At 62.4% G+C, this 15426-nt stretch carries 11 protein-coding genes; 7 read left to right on the forward strand and 4 right to left on the reverse strand.

Going from position 1 to position 15426, the window contains the following annotated elements; translation table 11 throughout:
* Position 1: 1 nt before the first annotated feature.
* Entirely contained in the window at positions 2 to 1384 is a 1383-nt protein-coding gene (locus HMPREF2967_RS08515; RefSeq protein ID WP_070531231.1) for an amino acid permease, read from the reverse strand.
* Between the two features lie 367 nt (positions 1385 to 1751).
* Here HMPREF2967_RS08515 and HMPREF2967_RS08520 point away from each other — a divergent pair, with 367 nt between their 5' ends.
* From HMPREF2967_RS08520 to HMPREF2967_RS08550, 7 genes are all read left to right on the forward strand, one after another.
* Entirely contained in the window at positions 1752 to 3098 is a 1347-nt protein-coding gene (locus tag HMPREF2967_RS08520; RefSeq protein ID WP_070684348.1) for a YjiH family protein, read from the forward strand.
* A 37-nt stretch (positions 3099 to 3135) separates the two neighbouring features.
* On the forward strand, positions 3136 to 3864 hold the full coding sequence (locus tag HMPREF2967_RS08525; protein ID WP_070686043.1) for an IclR family transcriptional regulator: 729 nt from the start codon (positions 3136 to 3138) through the stop codon (positions 3862 to 3864).
* A gap of 188 nt (positions 3865 to 4052) precedes the next feature.
* Positions 4053 to 5606, forward strand: coding sequence for a histidine ammonia-lyase (gene hutH / locus HMPREF2967_RS08530; protein WP_070686044.1), 1554 nt, complete (start codon positions 4053 to 4055; stop codon positions 5604 to 5606).
* Positions 5607 to 5861: 255 nt separating this feature from the next.
* Positions 5862 to 6761, forward strand: a complete 900-nt coding sequence (locus HMPREF2967_RS08535; protein ID WP_070686045.1) for an endonuclease domain-containing protein — start codon at positions 5862 to 5864, stop codon at positions 6759 to 6761.
* Between the two features lie 374 nt (positions 6762 to 7135).
* A complete protein-coding gene (locus HMPREF2967_RS08540) occupies positions 7136 to 8812 on the forward strand; it encodes a urocanate hydratase (RefSeq protein ID WP_070686046.1) in 1677 nt (558 codons plus the stop codon).
* 21 nt (positions 8813 to 8833) lie between these two features.
* The gene (gene hutI / locus HMPREF2967_RS08545) at positions 8834 to 10012 is read left to right on the forward strand and encodes an imidazolonepropionase (RefSeq protein ID WP_070686047.1); all 1179 of its coding nucleotides are present in this window, start codon (positions 8834 to 8836) and stop codon (positions 10010 to 10012) included.
* Positions 10013 to 10299: 287 nt separating this feature from the next.
* Positions 10300 to 12315, forward strand: coding sequence for a DEAD/DEAH box helicase (locus HMPREF2967_RS08550; RefSeq protein WP_070686048.1), 2016 nt, complete (start codon positions 10300 to 10302; stop codon positions 12313 to 12315).
* Positions 12316 to 12427: 112 nt separating this feature from the next.
* Here the strand turns inward: HMPREF2967_RS08550 and HMPREF2967_RS08555 are convergent, their stop codons facing one another.
* The 3 genes from HMPREF2967_RS08555 to putP form a co-directional block, all read right to left on the reverse strand.
* Entirely contained in the window at positions 12428 to 12871 is a 444-nt protein-coding gene (locus tag HMPREF2967_RS08555) for a DUF2269 domain-containing protein (RefSeq protein ID WP_070686050.1), read from the reverse strand.
* Between the two features lie 47 nt (positions 12872 to 12918).
* Positions 12919 to 13461: an HNH endonuclease family protein gene (locus tag HMPREF2967_RS08560; protein WP_070686051.1), complete on the reverse strand. Its 543-nt coding sequence runs from the start codon at positions 13459 to 13461 to the stop codon at positions 12919 to 12921.
* A gap of 326 nt (positions 13462 to 13787) precedes the next feature.
* Positions 13788 to 15350 carry a sodium/proline symporter PutP gene (putP, locus tag HMPREF2967_RS08565; protein ID WP_070624844.1) on the reverse strand — a complete coding sequence of 521 codons (1563 nt, stop codon included), beginning with the start codon at positions 15348 to 15350 and terminating at the stop codon, positions 13788 to 13790.
* Between the last annotated feature and the right edge of the window lie 76 nt (positions 15351 to 15426).

The raw sequence follows: 15426 nt of genomic DNA on the forward strand, positions 1-15426 counted from the left end.
GTTATCCTTTCGCGTCTGTTCCTTGCGTGGTACCTGCGGCGGTGCGGCGGCCGGTGAGGTAGAAGATGGCCGTCATGAGGAGGATGAAGATAACGCCCGTGGCGAGTGCCGGGCGGTACTGCTCCTGCCATACCATGATGCCAAAAGTGAAGATGATGAAGACGATCGAGAAGTATTGGCCCCAGGGCCAAAAGGGGACGGTGTATTCCAGGCTGGCACGCTCTTCGGTGGGCATCTGGCGGCGGGAGGCCACGTGTGCCAGGAGGATCATCAACCACACGTAGATGGTGGCAAAGGTGGCCAGGGAGGCGATGATTTCGAAGACATTCTCCGGGATGAGCGCGTTGAGCGCGGTGCCGATGATCATGACAATGAGCAGGATGATCATGGTCATGACGGGCACACCCCGAGTCTTCTTCGCCATGATCTGCGGTGCGAGGTTCTGGCGTGCCAAGCCGGTGAGGACGTTGCCGGCGCCGAAGAGATCGGCATTAATAGCGGAGACCGCCGCGGTGATGACGACGACGTTGAGGGCGGCCGCGGCCCAGGTGACGCCAAGGGTGGAGAAGATTTGGACGAAGGGGCTTTCCTCACCGGTGATGCTGCGCCAGGGGTTGATCATGAGGATGACCAGGATGGCCAAGACATAGAAGAGCAGGATGCGCACCGGGATGGTGTTGACGGCTTTCGGCACGGACTTGGCGGGGTCCTCGGCCTCCGCGCTGGCGACGCCGACGATCTCCGTGCCGCCGAAGGCGAAGAGGACGAGGATGAAGGAAGCGACCATGCCGGAAATACCGTTGGGGAAGAAGCCGCCATCGTTGACCAGGTTGGCCGGGCCGGTGGTCTCCGCGGTGGAGAGGCCGAAGACGAGCACGGCCACGCCGCCTAGGATCATTGCGATGACGGCGCCGACCTTGACGATGGTGAAGGCGAATTCCAGCTCGCCGAAGGCCTTAACCGTGGCGAGGTTGGCGCCGCCGACGAGGAGCAGCGTGGCGGCGACCCACACCCACTTGGGCGAGCCGGGGAACCAAAATTGCATATAGACGCCGATGGCGGTCAGATCCGCTAGGGCCACGATGACCATCTCGAAGGCGAACATCCAGCCGGTGATATAACCCGCCCAGGGGCCTAGGAAGGCGCGGGCGTATTCGGCGAAGGAGCCGGTGACGGGGTGGTGCACGGACATCTCACCCAGCGCGCGTAGGAGGAAGTAAACCACGGCGCCGCCGAGGAGATAGACCAAGAGGACCGAGGGGCCGGCGGCTTGGATGGCGCCGGCGGAGCCGTAGAACAGGCCGGTGCCGATGGCCGAGCCCAAGGCGATGAAGTGCAGGTGCCGGTGTTTCAAGCCGGGGCGCTTGGCGGTGGTTTCTGCCACGGGGATGCGTCCTCCTCAGTTCCCCAATGCGGTGCTCGTTGGTTCCGGCGCCGCGGATGAAGGGGAGTGGTTGGTGCGGGTGGGTCTGGGAGTTACTTTCCTCTAGTTCAGACGTGGGGTCAATTTTGTGGTGGGGGTGGCACGGTTGGGCTCTATGGCGGGGGACTCATTCCGCTTATGGGGGTGACGCGTGTGACAAGTGCGTGTGGTGCCGCTAGTATGTGGAAGACCTGCGTGTGGCTGTCGCGTGGGCACGGCTTCAAGCAACCGCCTTTTCTTGGTGTGTGTTTTTGTTTGGCTCGCTCAAATATTGGGCGTGTCGTGGCCGTGCTAATGACGTGTAGTTTCCACCACCGTGAGGTAGAACATGAACTCTGAAGACGCAATCGTTGACGCCTTCTACGAAAGCGACGACGATGTCCCCTCCAAGAAGGGCATCTGGCGCCTCTTTGTCTACAGCGCTATTGGCGCTTTCGTATTCTTCTTTCCCATCAGCTATGACGGAAAGAAGTCCATTCCGCTTGACCACATGGTCACCATCATCCGCACCTATGCCGATGCCTTCGTGCCCTGGTTCATCCTGGCGCTGGCGCTCTATGGCACGGTGCGCAGCATCGTGAACAAGAACTGGCGGGAGGGTCCGCTGCAAGCGGTCTTTACAGTTCTCAACGTGGTGGGCCTGGTGGTTTCCTTCCTCATGGTCATCGGAACTCTGCCGGGAGTGCTGGGCAATGAGGACATCGTGCCCTTCCTGTGGAATTCCATTGCCACCCCGGTGGGCCTCATCGTGCCGATTGGCGGCGCCTTCCTGGGCCTGCTGATTGGCTATGGCCTCCTGGAATTCGTGGGCGTGTTCATGCAGCCCATCATGCGCCCGCTGTGGCGCACGCCGGGGCGCTCCGCCATCGACGCTGTGGCTTCCTTCGTGGGCTCCTACTCGCTGGGAATCCTGATTACTGACCGCGTGTATCAGCGCGGCGGCTACACCGCGCGTGAGGCATCCATCATCGCGACGGGCTTCTCGACGGTCTCGGCGGCCTTCATGGTGATCGTCGCCAAGCAGCTCGACCTGATGGGCATGTGGGGGACCTACTTCGCGGTATCCCTCGTGGTGACCTTTGTGGTTACGGCGATTACCGTGTGGATTCCGCCGCTGAGCAGGATCCCTGATGAGTATGTGGACGGTGTGCAACCGGACCCGGAAAAACCGGTCAAGGGTAACTTCATCAAGGCCGCCTGGCGCGAGGCGCTGCTGGCGCTGGACCGCGCGCCGTCCTTGGGTGCTGCCATCTGGGAGAACCTGCGCGATGGCGTGCGCATGGCGGCGGCAATCGTGCCCTCCATCATGTCCGTGGGCCTGATTGGCCTTCTGCTGGCTAACTTCACCCCGCTCTTCGATTGGTTGGGCTACCTGTTTTATCCCTTCGCGTGGATTGTCCAGCTGCCAGAACCGGCACTCGCGGGCAAGGCAGCCGCCATGGGAATCGCGGAAATGTTCCTGCCTGCCACCGTGGCGGCTGGGTCCTCGAGCATGGTGCTCAAGTTCGTTATCGGCGTGGTCGCGATTTCCGCCATCATTTTCTTCTCCGCGCTGGTGCCCTGCATCCTGGCCACCAAGATTCCTATCAAGCTGTGGCAGCTCGTGGTCATCTGGTTCGAGCGCGTGGTGCTCACCATCATCATTACGACGCCGATTGCCTTCTTGGTGACCTAAGGAGGACTTAAACGAGGGCTCACTAGAATGTGGGCCCATGAGTACCTCCCGAGTCCCGGCGGCGCGCAACGCGCTGGAAATCCTCCGGCTGCTGTCCACCATCGACGTGCCGATTTCCGCCGCGCGCATTCGCAGTGAGCTGAACCTGCCGCGCTCGTCCACCTACCACCTGCTCAAGGAGATGGTGGACGCAGGATTCGTGGTGCACCTGCCGGAGAACCAAACCTATGGGTTGGGGCTCGCTGCCTACTCCATGGCCGCGGCTTATGCCACGCAGCAGCCCCTCGTGAAGGCAACGCAGGGGCATCTTGAACGCATCGCCAGCACTGTGGGCGGCTCGGGGCACCTGTCGCGCTTGGCGGGTTCGGAGATCCTCTACCTCAACGAGGTGCGCGCGCCGGGGGCGCTGTCACTGGTCACGGAGAGGGGAGTGCGCCTGCAGGCACAAAAGACGGCCTCCGGGCGCGCCATGCTGGCGCTGCTACCAGAAGCGGAATGGCGGGCGGCCTATTTCCCTGGTTCCTTAGGTTTTGGGGAGTACAAGGAGATACTGCGCCAGGTACGCGAGCGTGGTTGGGCCGAAGAAGTTGAGGTGGTGGCGCGGGGGCAGGCGTCGGTTGGCGTGGCGGTGGTAGACCACGTGGGCAGGCCCGCGGCGGCGCTGGCTGTGACCTTTCCCGTGGGCACCGTTGATGCCGCCGGCGCGGCGGAGAAATTACACGCGGCTGCGCAGCAGGTTGCGGCGAGGATGTACGGGCGCCGTTAGTGCGCGTGGGTGTGCGAGGTGCTTGCGCGCCGGGGAACCTGTTGTACTATGAGCGCAGCGCGTAAGGCTGTCGCGCGTATCACTATTTTTCTAAACTTGTGAAAGCAAGTACGTATTTTCGCGTGCCTTTTACCCCTTATTGAAAGGGGTGAGGTGCGGGTAATGCAGTGACGTTGAAGGAGCCTTACATGTCCAATTCTTATCCCTCCACCGTGACCGTGGGTATGGGTGCGCTGAGCATCGAAGAGGTCGTAGCCGTTGCGCGCTATGGCGCACAGGTAGAAATTTCTGAGGATGCCCTGGCGGAAATCGCTTCCACTCGCGAGCGCGTCGAGGAGCTGGCCCAGGACCCGACTCCGGTCTACGGCATTTCTACTGGTTTCGGCGCGCTGGCCCGCCGTCATATTCCGGAGGAGATGCGCGCGCAGCTGCAGCTCTCGCTCGTGCGCTCCCATGCTGCGGGCACGGGCCCGGAGGTAGAGCAAGAGGTTATCCGAGCGCTCATGTTGCTGCGCCTGTCCACCCTGTGTACTGGCCGCACCGGCGTGCGTCCGGTGGTGGCGCAGACCTATGCCGCGGTGCTCAATGCGAATATCCACCCGGTGGTCCGCGAGTACGGTTCCTTGGGCTGTTCCGGTGACTTGGCTCCGCTTGCGCACTGCGCGCTGGCGCTGTTGGGTGAGGGCGAGGTGCGCGTCGACGGCGGCGACATCATCCCTGCCGCCGAGGCCTTGTCGGCTGCCGGCATTGAGCCGCTCAAGCTGCGGGAGAAGGAAGGCCTAGCACTCATCAACGGCACCGACGGTATGCTGGGGCAGCTTTGCCTTGCTATTACAGACTTGCGTGAACTGGCCAAGACCGCGGATATTGCCACCGCAATGACGGTGGAAGGTCTGCTGGGCACTCTGGTGGTCTTCGCCGATGACCTGCAGCAGCTGCGCCCGCACCCGGGCCAGGCGGATGCTGCGGCGAATATCCTCTCGGTGGCGGAAGGCTCGGAGATTCTCGCGGCGGCCCTCGAGGACTTCAAGAAGAAGCAGGTCCAGGACGCCTATTCGGTGCGCTGCGCCCCGCAGGTGGCCGGTGGTTTCCGCGATACCCTGGCGCATACCGCCTTGGTTGCGGAGCGTGAGCTCGCTGCGGCCGTCGACAACCCGGTGGTGGCCAAGGACGGGCGCGTGGTCTCCAACGGCAACTTCCACGGTGCGCCGGTGGCCTATGCGCTGGACTTCCTGGCCATCGTCGTGGCGGACCTGGCCTCCATCTCTGAGCGCCGCACCGATCGCTTCCTCGATGTTGCTCGCAACCGCGGCCTCAATGCCTTCCTGGCGGATGACCCGGGCGTGGACTCCGGCCACATGATCGCACAGTATGCGCAGGCAGGCATCGTCTCTGAACTCAAGCGCTTGGCCAACCCGTCTTCGGCGGATTCCATCCCGTCTTCGGCCATGCAGGAAGACCACGTCTCCATGGGCTGGTCGGGTGCGCGCAAGCTGCGCAAGGCAGTCGATGGCCTGCAGCGCGTCCTCGCCATCGAAATCCTTACCGCCGCCCGCGCCATCGATATGCGCGAGGGCCAGCCGGCCAAGGGTACCGGCGCGGTTATCGACGCTCTGCGCCAGACTGTCCAGGGTCCGGGCACCGACCGCTACCTCTCCCCGGAGATTGAGGAGACCGTGCGCCTGGTCAAGGAAGGTGCGCTGGTGGATGCGGTAGAGGGGGCCGTCGGCACGCTGCGCTAACTCCACCCCAGCCCCATGGTCCACACGGTCCATGGGGCTTTCTCGTGCGCCCTTGATTTCAAAAGTGCAGACCTGGAAGTACAGACCTGCTGGTCGTCGCAAAGCACTGCCTTGGCGCTTCACGACGCCCACCTGCATGAATGCACTTCCAGGTCTGCACTTTTGGCTGGGTACCGGATTGCAGGTAGTGCGGCGGAGGCGAAGTACGGAAGCCTATCTGTGGCGAGGCACACAAAGCTGGGTTATGAGTAGTGCATGAACAATGAACAACTCTTTAACTTCTTAGACCAGCATCTTATCGACCTTCGCAAGCTACCCAATGATGATCCCCGGTGGAAGAAGGTGCACGCCGGCAAGGTAGCCAAACTGGCGTGGTGCTTCGTACTGCCGATGATGCATTGGCACGAACTCAAGCCGTGGCAGAAGGAGACCACGAAGGCATATGTGCTCGGGTTGACCTTGCCCAAGGCAACATTAGTGGGAAAATCCGCCGCCCTTATTCACGGAATTCCGCTGGTTGTGCCGCCGACCGAATGGGAGGCAACGTTGCCTTCGAACTCGGTACCTCCACGATCTAAAGCCACTGTCCGTTATCGCCGCATGGACTTGCGCGGTAAAGAGACGGTGGTTCACGGGATTCGCGTGTCAACCCTGGAGCGCACGGCCATTGATATTGCGCGGTTCTATGGATTTGAGGAGGGACTCGTTGCCGTCGATGACGTGCGGGCGCGCAATGTTGGCCAGTTCTGGATCAGTGAGACGCTCGGCGCTATGGGGAGAGTTAAGGGTGTTGCCGCCGCGCGGCGGGCGGTTGCTGAAAGCATCAACTGCTCGGAGTCACCGTGGGAATCCTATGCCCGTGCCTTGATTCTTGCGGCGGACTACCCGGAGCTGCGCTGGGTCAAGGCGCAGTATGTGATTGAGAACTATCGAGCGGATCTGGTCATTAATGGGTGGCTCGTGATTGAGATTGACGGGTACGTCAAGTACAGGCACGAGGTTGAAGAGGTGATTCGCGCGGAACACCGGCGCCAGCAAGCCATCCTCAATAAGGGCTACATCGTTTTGAGGTTTAGCCCAGAACAGTTGAGTTCGCGGCCTGACTATTTCCAGGAGACGGTGGGGAAGCATTTGGCGCGCGGCCCTCGTTTGTAGATGTGCAGACCTGGAAGTGCAGACCTGCTGGTCGTCGTCAAGCACTGCCTTGGCGCTTCACGACGCCCACCTGCATGAATACACTTCCAGGTCTGCACTTTTGGGTTGGGCGGAGGTGTGGAGCCATTGGGTTGGTTGATGCGGGGCCGCTGCAGGGCAGCTGAATGTGGCGAAGGCGGACAGCGCGCCGCTGCAGTACTGGTCGTGCGACAGTCTTGTATCTGAGACAACTAGGCCAAAAGTGTCCTGGCTCATGGTGCTGCGTCACAGTAACTTGTCCTGTGTGACGCTGACCAAGCCTTAAAAGGGACAGCCCCGGGAAACCGGCCTTGGGGGTTTGGGAGGGCGTCGAAAAGCACGAGCGAAAGGAAGTCATGTCTGAACCACGCGAAGTACGCGCCCCGCGCGGAACCGAACTGAACGCCAAGTCTTGGCAGACCGAAGCCCCGCTGCGCATGCTCATGAACAACCTCGACCCCGAGGTTGCCGAGCGCCCCGAGGACCTCGTGGTCTACGGCGGCACCGGACGCGCTGCCCGCAGCTGGGAAGCCTTCGATGCCATCGTGGAGTCGCTGAAGGATCTCGAGTCCGACGAGACCTTGCTGGTGCAGTCCGGCAAGCCGGTGGGTATCTGGAGAACCAACGAGTGGGCACCGCGCGTGCTCATTGCGAACTCCAACCTGGTCGGTGACTGGGCCAATTGGGAGCACTTCCGCAAGCTCGAGGACGAGGGCCTGATGATGTACGGCCAGATGACGGCCGGTTCTTGGATCTACATCGCCACCCAGGGCATCCTGCAGGGTACTTTTGAGACCTTTGCGGCCGTGGCCAAGAAACGCTTCAACGGCACGCTCGCCGGCACCTTCACCCTGACCGGTGGCTGCGGCGGCATGGGCGGCGCGCAGCCGCTGTCCGTTACTTTGAATGGCGGCGCCTGCCTCATCGTTGATGTTGACGAAACCCGCCTGAAGCGCCGCCAGTCCAAGCGCTACCTCGATGAGGTCGTCACCGACCTGGACGAGGCGCTGAAGCTGGTGCTCGACGCCAAGGAGAACAAGAAGCCTCTGTCCGTTGGCCTCGTAGGCAATGCCGCCGAGGTCTTCCCGGAGGTGCTGCGCCGCCAGCGCGCGGGCGAGTTCACCGTGGACATCGTTACGGACCAGACCTCCGCGCACGACCCGCTGAGCTACCTGCCCACCGAAATCACCGTCGAGGATTGGCACAACGAGGCCAAGGCGGACCCGACCACCTTCACGAAGAAGGCCCGCGAGGCCATGGCCGCCCAGGTTCAGGCCATGGTGGAATTCCAAGACGAGGGTGCAGAGGTTTTTGACTACGGCAACTCCATCCGCGACGAGGCCCGCAAGGCCGGATATCAGCGTGCCTTCGAGTTCCCGGGCTTCGTCCCGGCCTACATCCGCCCGCTTTTCTGCGAGGGCTTGGGCCCGTTCCGCTGGGCAGCGCTTTCCGGCGACCCGGAGGACATCAAGGTCACCGACCAGGCTCTCAAGGAGCTCTTCCCGGACAACGAGCACCTGCACAACTGGCTCGATGCCGCAGAGGAGTACGTGGAGTTCGAGGGCCTGCCGGCACGTATTTGCTGGCTGGGCTACAACGAGCGCCACAAGGCTGGCTTGCTCTTCAATGACTTGGTCAAGGAAGGCAAGATCAAGGCCCCGATCGTCATCGGCCGCGATCACCTGGACTCCGGCTCCGTGGCCTCCCCGTACCGCGAGACCGAGGCCATGCTCGATGGCACCGATGCCGTGGCTGACTGGCCGCTGCTCAACGCCATGACCGCTGTGTCTTCCGGTGCCACCTGGGTATCCATCCACCACGGCGGTGGCGTGGGCATGGGCCGCTCCATCCACGCGGGCCAGGTCACCGTCGCCGATGGCACCGAGCTGGCCGCCGCCAAGCTGCGCGCGGTGCTCACCAACGACCCGGGCATGGGCGTTATCCGCCACGTGGATTCCGGTTACACTCGCGCCAAGGAAGTCGCCGACGAGCGCGGCGTGCGTATCCCGATGGAATTCAAGGCCCGCGACTAGACACGAGAGGAAAAGAAGATCATGTCCACCCTGTTTACTGGAATCTCAGAGCTGCGCACGGTGTCGGAGGCAGGCACGCTTGCCGACGCCTCCCTCATCGCCAACACCGACGGCACCATCGCCTGGATCGGACCGGCCTCCGAGGCGCCAGCCGCGGACGAGAAGGTCGACCTTGGCGGGCGCGCAGTTCTGCCGGGCTGGGTGGATTCCCATACCCACATGATCTTCGACGGCGACCGCTCCGCCGAGTTCGAAGCTCGCATGGCGGGCGAGTCCTACCAGGCCGGTGGCATCGCCGTGACCATGGACGCGACCCGTTCGGCGGGGGAGGAGCGCCTGGAAAAGCTTCTGGTGGAGCGCATCGCCGCCGCCCGCCGCGGGGGAACGACGACGCTGGAGACGAAGACAGGCTACGGCCTCAACACCGCCTCCGAGGTTGAGGCCGCTCGCGTGGCGGCCCGCCACGTCGATGACGTGACCTTCCTTGGCGCGCACCTCGTGCCGCCGGGAGCAGAGGCCGAGACCTACCTCGACGAGGTGGTCGGCCCCATGCTCGATGGGGTGGCCGAGCACGTGCAGTGGATTGACGTCTTCTGCGAGCGCGGTGCATTCGACGAGGATCAGTCGCGCCGCGTGCTCGAGGCCGGTAAGGCCCGCGGATTGGGCGTGCGCGTGCACGGCAACCAGCTGGGCGAGGGGCCAGGCGTAGCACTCGCGGTGGAGCTGGGTGCTGCCTCCGTGGACCACGTCAACTACCTCAGCGATGCCGATGTTGAGGCACTGGCGTCTTCGGATACGGTGGCCACCTTGCTGCCTGCCTGCGACCTGTCCACGCGTGAGCCGCTGGCACCGGGACGCAAGCTTATCGACGCCGGCGCGACCGTCGCCATCGCCTCCAACCTCAACCCGGGCACGTCCTACACCTCCTCGATGAACTTCTGCGTGACCACGGCCGTGCTTCAGCAGTACCTCACGCTTGATGAGGCCATCGCTGCCGGCACGCTGGGCGGTGCCACCGCGCTGCGCCGCCAGAATGTTGGCGAGGGCAAGGATGCGCAGGGCCGTCCGGCCAAGGGCTCGCTGGTGGTCGGTGCTGCCGCGGACCTCCATGTCCTCGATGCCCCGAGCGCTATCCACTTGGCCTACCGCCCGGGCATGCCGATGACCTGGAAGACCTTCGTGGGTGGCCGCGAAGTCTAGGCCGGGGCAAAGGCACCATTTGAGGGGCACCTTATAAAGAAACCGACATGTATTGACGTGGGGTTTTAGATTTCGGAAGCCGCAAATGGTGCCTTTGGGTTTGGTACCTTCGGTCTTTTCGGGCCTTCGCGGACGGGGACTAAGTGTGATTCAAAGGGCTGGGTCAAAGGGGGCTGAGTTAAAGGGCCTTGGCTGAAGTTCGAGGTGCCGGGGTGCCGCGTCGGGAAGAGACAGGTCGTGGGGAGAAATAGCTAATCTCACCGCAGTGCCGTACTCTGGTTTGAGCAATGAGCATTACCGATAACGCCACCGGCGGCGTCAACGAGCCGGAAGAATTCAATAAGTCGGAATCTCAGGAAAACTCGCAAGGTGGCGAAGCATTGGACGCTTCGCAGGTGTCGAACCAGGACACCGGGGCTGCGAATAACCCTGAGGACACCGGCGCTGAAGAAGTTTCAGCCAACGACAACTCCCAGGGTTTTGCACACCTCGGCCTTCCCGATGACGTTCAGGAAGCCGTGTCCAAGGTGGGCTTTACCAAGCCATCCCCGATTCAGGAAGAAACCATCCCGATCCTCATGGAGGGCCGCGACGTCGTCGGCCTCGCCCAAACGGGTACGGGTAAGACCGCAGCCTTTGCACTGCCGGTGCTCTCCCAGATCGATACCGAGGCTCGCTATCCGCAGGCCCTAGTCCTTGCGCCTACGCGCGAGCTGGCTCTCCAGGTTGCGGACTCCTTCCAGTCCTTCGCCGACCACTTGGGTCGCATCGAAGTTCTGCCTATCTACGGTGGCCAGGCTTATGGCATCCAGCTCTCTGGTCTGCGCCGTGGTGCCCAGATCATTGTGGGTACCCCGGGCCGTGTCATCGACCACCTGGAGAAGGGCTCCCTGGATATCTCCCAGTTGCGCTTCCTCGTCCTCGATGAGGCAGACGAGATGCTCAACATGGGCTTCCAGGAAGACGTTGAGCGCATTCTTGAGGACACCCCTGAGGACAAGCAGGTCGCACTCTTCTCGGCCACGATGCCGAACTCCATCCGCCGCCTGTCCAAGCAGTACCTCAATAACCCTGCCGAAATAACGGTGAAGTCGGAGCGCCGCACCAATGACAACATCACGCAGCGCTTCCTCCTGACGCCGCACCGCCACAAGATGGATGCCTTCACTCGCATCCTCGAGGTCATCGACTACGACGCCATCATCGTCTTCTGCCGCACGAAGCATGCCACGGAGGATGTCGCCGACAGCCTCAAGGAGGCCGGTTACAACGCGGCTGCCATCAACGGCGATATCGCGCAGCAGCAGCGTGAGCGTACCGTCGATCAGCTCAAGGATGGCCGCCTGGACATCCTGGTGGCTACCGATGTGGCTGCCCGTGGCCTCGACGTCGACCGCATCACCCACGTGGTCAACTACGACATCCCGAATGACACCGAGTCCTACGTGCACCGCATCGGCCGTACCGGCCGTGCTGGCCGCACTGGCGAGGCCATCCTGTTCGTCACCCCGCGTGAGCGCCGCATGCTGCGCTCCATCGAGCGTGTGACCAACGCCCGCCTGGAGGAGATGGATCTCCCGACCGCGGATGAGGTCAATGCCAAGCGCAAGGAGAAGTTCTTCGCGGCCATCGGCGCCTCCCAGCAGGACAAGCAGTTCGACTTCTTCCGCGACATGGTGCGCGAATACTCTGCGGCAGAGAACGTGGCGATGGATGACATCGCGGCCTCCCTGGCTGTGCAGCTGCAGGGCGGAACGGACTTCCTGCTCAAGGAACGCCCGGTGTCCAAGAAGGACCGCCGCGAGCGCGATCGCTTTGAGCGCGATGGCCGCGGGCGTGACCGCGATCGTGATGGCCGCGGGCGTGACCGTGGTGGCCGCGACCGTGACCGCGGCCCGCGCCGTCCGGACGGGGACTTTGAGACGTACCGGCTGGACGTCGGCAAGCGCCAAGGCGTGCGCCCCGGCGCCATTGTGGGTGCGTTGGCCAACGAAGGTGGCCTGACCTCCAAGGACTTCGGTCGCATCACCATCGCGGTGGGCCACACCCTGGTGGACCTGCCGAAGAACCTGGACCCGGCGGTGCTGGACCGTCTCAAGGACACCCGCATTTCTGGCCAGCTCATCAAGATTCAGAAGGATACCGGACGCCCGCCGCGCCGGAACTTCGACGATGACCGCGGCCGCGGCGGTTACGGCGGGCGCGGACGTGGTGGACGCGGTGATCGTGGCGGATACCGTGACCGTGACCGCGGTGGACGCGGCCGTGATCGTGGTGGACGCCGCGGCGGCTGGCGCGACTAGCCTCCGCTCGGCGCCGCAGCGGCGTTAGAGCAACACAAGAAAACCTCCCAAACTCGTTCACGCATCGTGCGAGCTTGGGAGGTTTTCGCTATTGGGGCCTAGACCCGAAGGATTAGACGTACATCAGGATGGCGCACACAACCCACAGCAGGTTGAAGATGCCGGAGAACTTAGCCAGCTGCTTCTTTAGCTTGGCCACATCGGCGCTGCCCGGGGCAGCAATCGCGGACATGGCCTGGTTCTGCTTCGGGATGACCACGACGAGCAGGATAACCCAGGCGATGACAGCCAGAAGAAGGGCGATGTGGAACTGGACCTGGGACTTGTAGGTATTGAGGTCAGTAAGGAAGACAGCTAGACCAATGACCGGAACAATAGCGGAGATATAGCCATACGTCGAGGTGATCTTGTTGAGGACACCGGCGGCACCAGCCGCAGAAGCATCACCGGAGGCCGCCTTTGCCAGCTGGCCGGGGAAGGCGGAGGTGGAGATACACACAGTACCGACCAACAAAATAGCGGTGAAGGCGTGGAGGAAGATGAGCAAGCTAGTCATGGGAGGGTGCTTATACCTTTCTGTACGGGGCTTTTCCCTGCGAGAGTCTAACGGCGCGGTGAGATGAAATCGAATCGACACTGGTGGCGCATGACTACGTAGTCGCGGGAGGGCAGCGGTAGTTGGTATTTGCGGGCCACTGCGGCAAGCCGCTGCGAGTAGTCGCAACGGTCGGCGGGCGGGAGCCAATCGGCCGGCAGAGAATCGGACTTGGCCTGGTTGAGGTTGCGGGCGGTGGCGACGAGGTTGAGCGGATCGTTGGCAAAGGCCATCTTCTTATCCGGTGGCCACACTGATGCCCCAAGGTCCCAGGCCGCCGCGAGCGGGAAGACGTGGTCAACTTCCACGCGGTCCGGTGCGGGCGCGCGGGCATAGGGATCGTAGAGGGCTCCGTCGATGGTCTGCGCGGCCTTGACATTGTCCCGCGTTCCAGGCGCCCAGCCGCCGAAGTCTTCCCGCTCGTAGCCGGGAACCTCCACGCGCGCGGGCACGGTTGCCACGCCCAGATCAGGTCCGGGGAGGAGATGATAGCCGGCGTAGGCAACGGTTGCGACGGAAAGGAAGCCTATATAGGCCGTGCGCAGGTTCATGGACTTTTAGACTGCGCGGGGGTGTTCGCGGTTCCCGTATGAGCAGGAAGCCTGTGAGCGCACAGGGAGGGCTACATGGATGCAGTCAAAAGGCATTTCCCAGAAGGCATCAGTAAGAAGGTTTCTTTGGGGGCAAAGACACCTTTTAGAGGCTCGGACACGGCGTTCTCGAAGCAAAGGCACCTTTTGGGAAATGCCTTTTGAGAAATGCCTTTTGAGTAGCGACCATGTAGAGCCATCCGATCCAATCACAAGCGAAACCCCGCCACAGCAGCAACTGGACTGCTGGAGCGGGGTTCGCGCGTGAGGGGGAGAAGGGGAGAGGCCTACTTCTGAACCTGCTCCGCTGCCTCCTCGAAGTCCAAGTCATCGTTCTTCTCAACGAGCTTGGCCAGGCGGGTTGCCTCCTCGAACTCCTGGGTGACCTTCTCATCCGGAGCCTTGGTGGCCAGCGAAACGCCGACAGTCACGAGCAGAGCGGAGATGAAGCCCGGTACCAGCTCGTAGAGGGTATCGCCCAGCGGGCTCATGCCCCAGCCAATCGCAACGACAGCACCGGTGATCATGCCGGCGATGGCGCCGGTGGAGTTGAGGCGCTTCCAGTACAGCGACAGCAGCACCAGCGGGCCAAAGGCGGAGCCGAAGCCGGCCCAGGCGAAGCCGACCAGACCCAGAATCGAATCCGACGGGTTAATGGCCAGCACAGCAGCGATGACGGCGATGGCCACGACGGCGGTGCGGGACAGGTTGATGAGAACCTCTTGGCGCGGCTTCTTCTTAGCGAAGATGAGGTAGAGATCCTCAATGAGGGAGGTGGAGACCACGAGCATCTGGGAGGACATCGTGGACATGATGGCCGCCAGAACGGCGGTCAGGACCAGACCTGCGAAGAGCGGGTGGAACATGACCTGTGCCATGTCCAGGAAGATGGTCTCGTAGTTCTCTTGGTCAGTGATGGAGTGGCTGGTCTCAGTGAAGAAGACCGTGCCGGAGAGCGCGACGAAAATAGCGCCGATGAGGGAGATACCCATCCAGCTGACACCGTAGAAGCGGCCCGCGCGGGCGTCGGAAGGCTTGCGCAGCGCCATGAAGCGCACGATGATGTGCGGCTGGCCAAAGTAGCCCAAGCCCCAGGCCAGGTTGCCGATGATGACCGCGGCGGAAACGCCGGAGAACAAGGAGAAGTAATCGGGGTTCTCAATTACACCGCCGGTGGCGTACGGGTTCTCAGCGGCGAAGCTGAAAATCTCGCCCGGGTTGTCCAAGGAGAAGAGCACCATGATCGGCACGATGATGAGAGAGGCGAACATGAGCAGGCCCTGGACGGTATCGGTGTAGGACACCGCGAGGAAGCCGCCGACGAAGGTATAGAAGACCGTCACGGCAGCCACGACGAGCATGCCGACCATGTAGTCACCGCCGAAGCTGGACTCGAAGTAGCGGCCGCCGGCCACCATGCCGGAGGAGACGTAGAAGGTAAAGAAGAAGATAATGATTGCCGCAGCGATAATGCGCAGCAGGCGCGACTTATCGTGCAGGCGGTTCTCAAAGAAGGAGGGAACGGTAATTGAATTGCCGGCGATCTCGGAGTAGGAGCGCAGACGCGGCGCGACCCACTTCCAGTTGGCCCAAGCACCGATGAGAAGGCCGATGGCCATCCATAGCTCAGACATACCGGTCAGGAACAAAGCGCCGGGCAGGCCCATAAGCAGCCAGCCGGACATATCGGAGGCGCCGGCGGATAGGGCGGCTACGAACGGGTGAAGGCCGCGGCCGGCGAGAACGTAGTCGTCGTACTCATCCGTCTGCTTGTAGCTCCAGAAGCCAATGGCGGCCATGGCAAGCAGGTAGATGATCATCGCAACGACATACCAAGTGGAGTCTTGCACTGATCTCTCCTTGAGATTGAGATTAAGAATAGGACTCATCCACGCTAACGAGGCAAAAGGTCCTACCCAACTGAAA

The organism is Corynebacterium sp. HMSC059E07, assembly GCF_001814395.1.
Taxonomy (GTDB): domain Bacteria; phylum Actinomycetota; class Actinomycetes; order Mycobacteriales; family Mycobacteriaceae; genus Corynebacterium; species Corynebacterium hesseae.

Excerpts from the sequence above, each read along its gene's own strand:
- HMPREF2967_RS08520 (WP_070684348.1), top strand. The coding sequence starts at position 1,752 with ATGAACTCTGAAGACGCAATCGTTGACGCCTTCTACGAAAGCGACGAC.
- HMPREF2967_RS08525 (WP_070686043.1), top strand. The coding sequence starts at position 3,136 with ATGAGTACCTCCCGAGTCCCGGCGGCGCGCAACGCGCTGGAAATCCTC.
- hutH (WP_070686044.1), top strand. The coding sequence starts at position 4,053 with ATGTCCAATTCTTATCCCTCCACCGTGACCGTGGGTATGGGTGCGCTG.
- HMPREF2967_RS08535 (WP_070686045.1), top strand. The coding sequence starts at position 5,862 with ATGAACAATGAACAACTCTTTAACTTCTTAGACCAGCATCTTATCGAC.
- HMPREF2967_RS08540 (WP_070686046.1), top strand. The coding sequence starts at position 7,136 with ATGTCTGAACCACGCGAAGTACGCGCCCCGCGCGGAACCGAACTGAAC.
- hutI (WP_070686047.1), top strand. The coding sequence starts at position 8,834 with ATGTCCACCCTGTTTACTGGAATCTCAGAGCTGCGCACGGTGTCGGAG.
- HMPREF2967_RS08550 (WP_070686048.1), top strand. The coding sequence starts at position 10,300 with ATGAGCATTACCGATAACGCCACCGGCGGCGTCAACGAGCCGGAAGAA.
- HMPREF2967_RS08555 (WP_070686050.1), bottom strand. The coding sequence starts at position 12,871 with ATGACTAGCTTGCTCATCTTCCTCCACGCCTTCACCGCTATTTTGTTG.
- HMPREF2967_RS08560 (WP_070686051.1), bottom strand. The coding sequence starts at position 13,461 with ATGAACCTGCGCACGGCCTATATAGGCTTCCTTTCCGTCGCAACCGTT.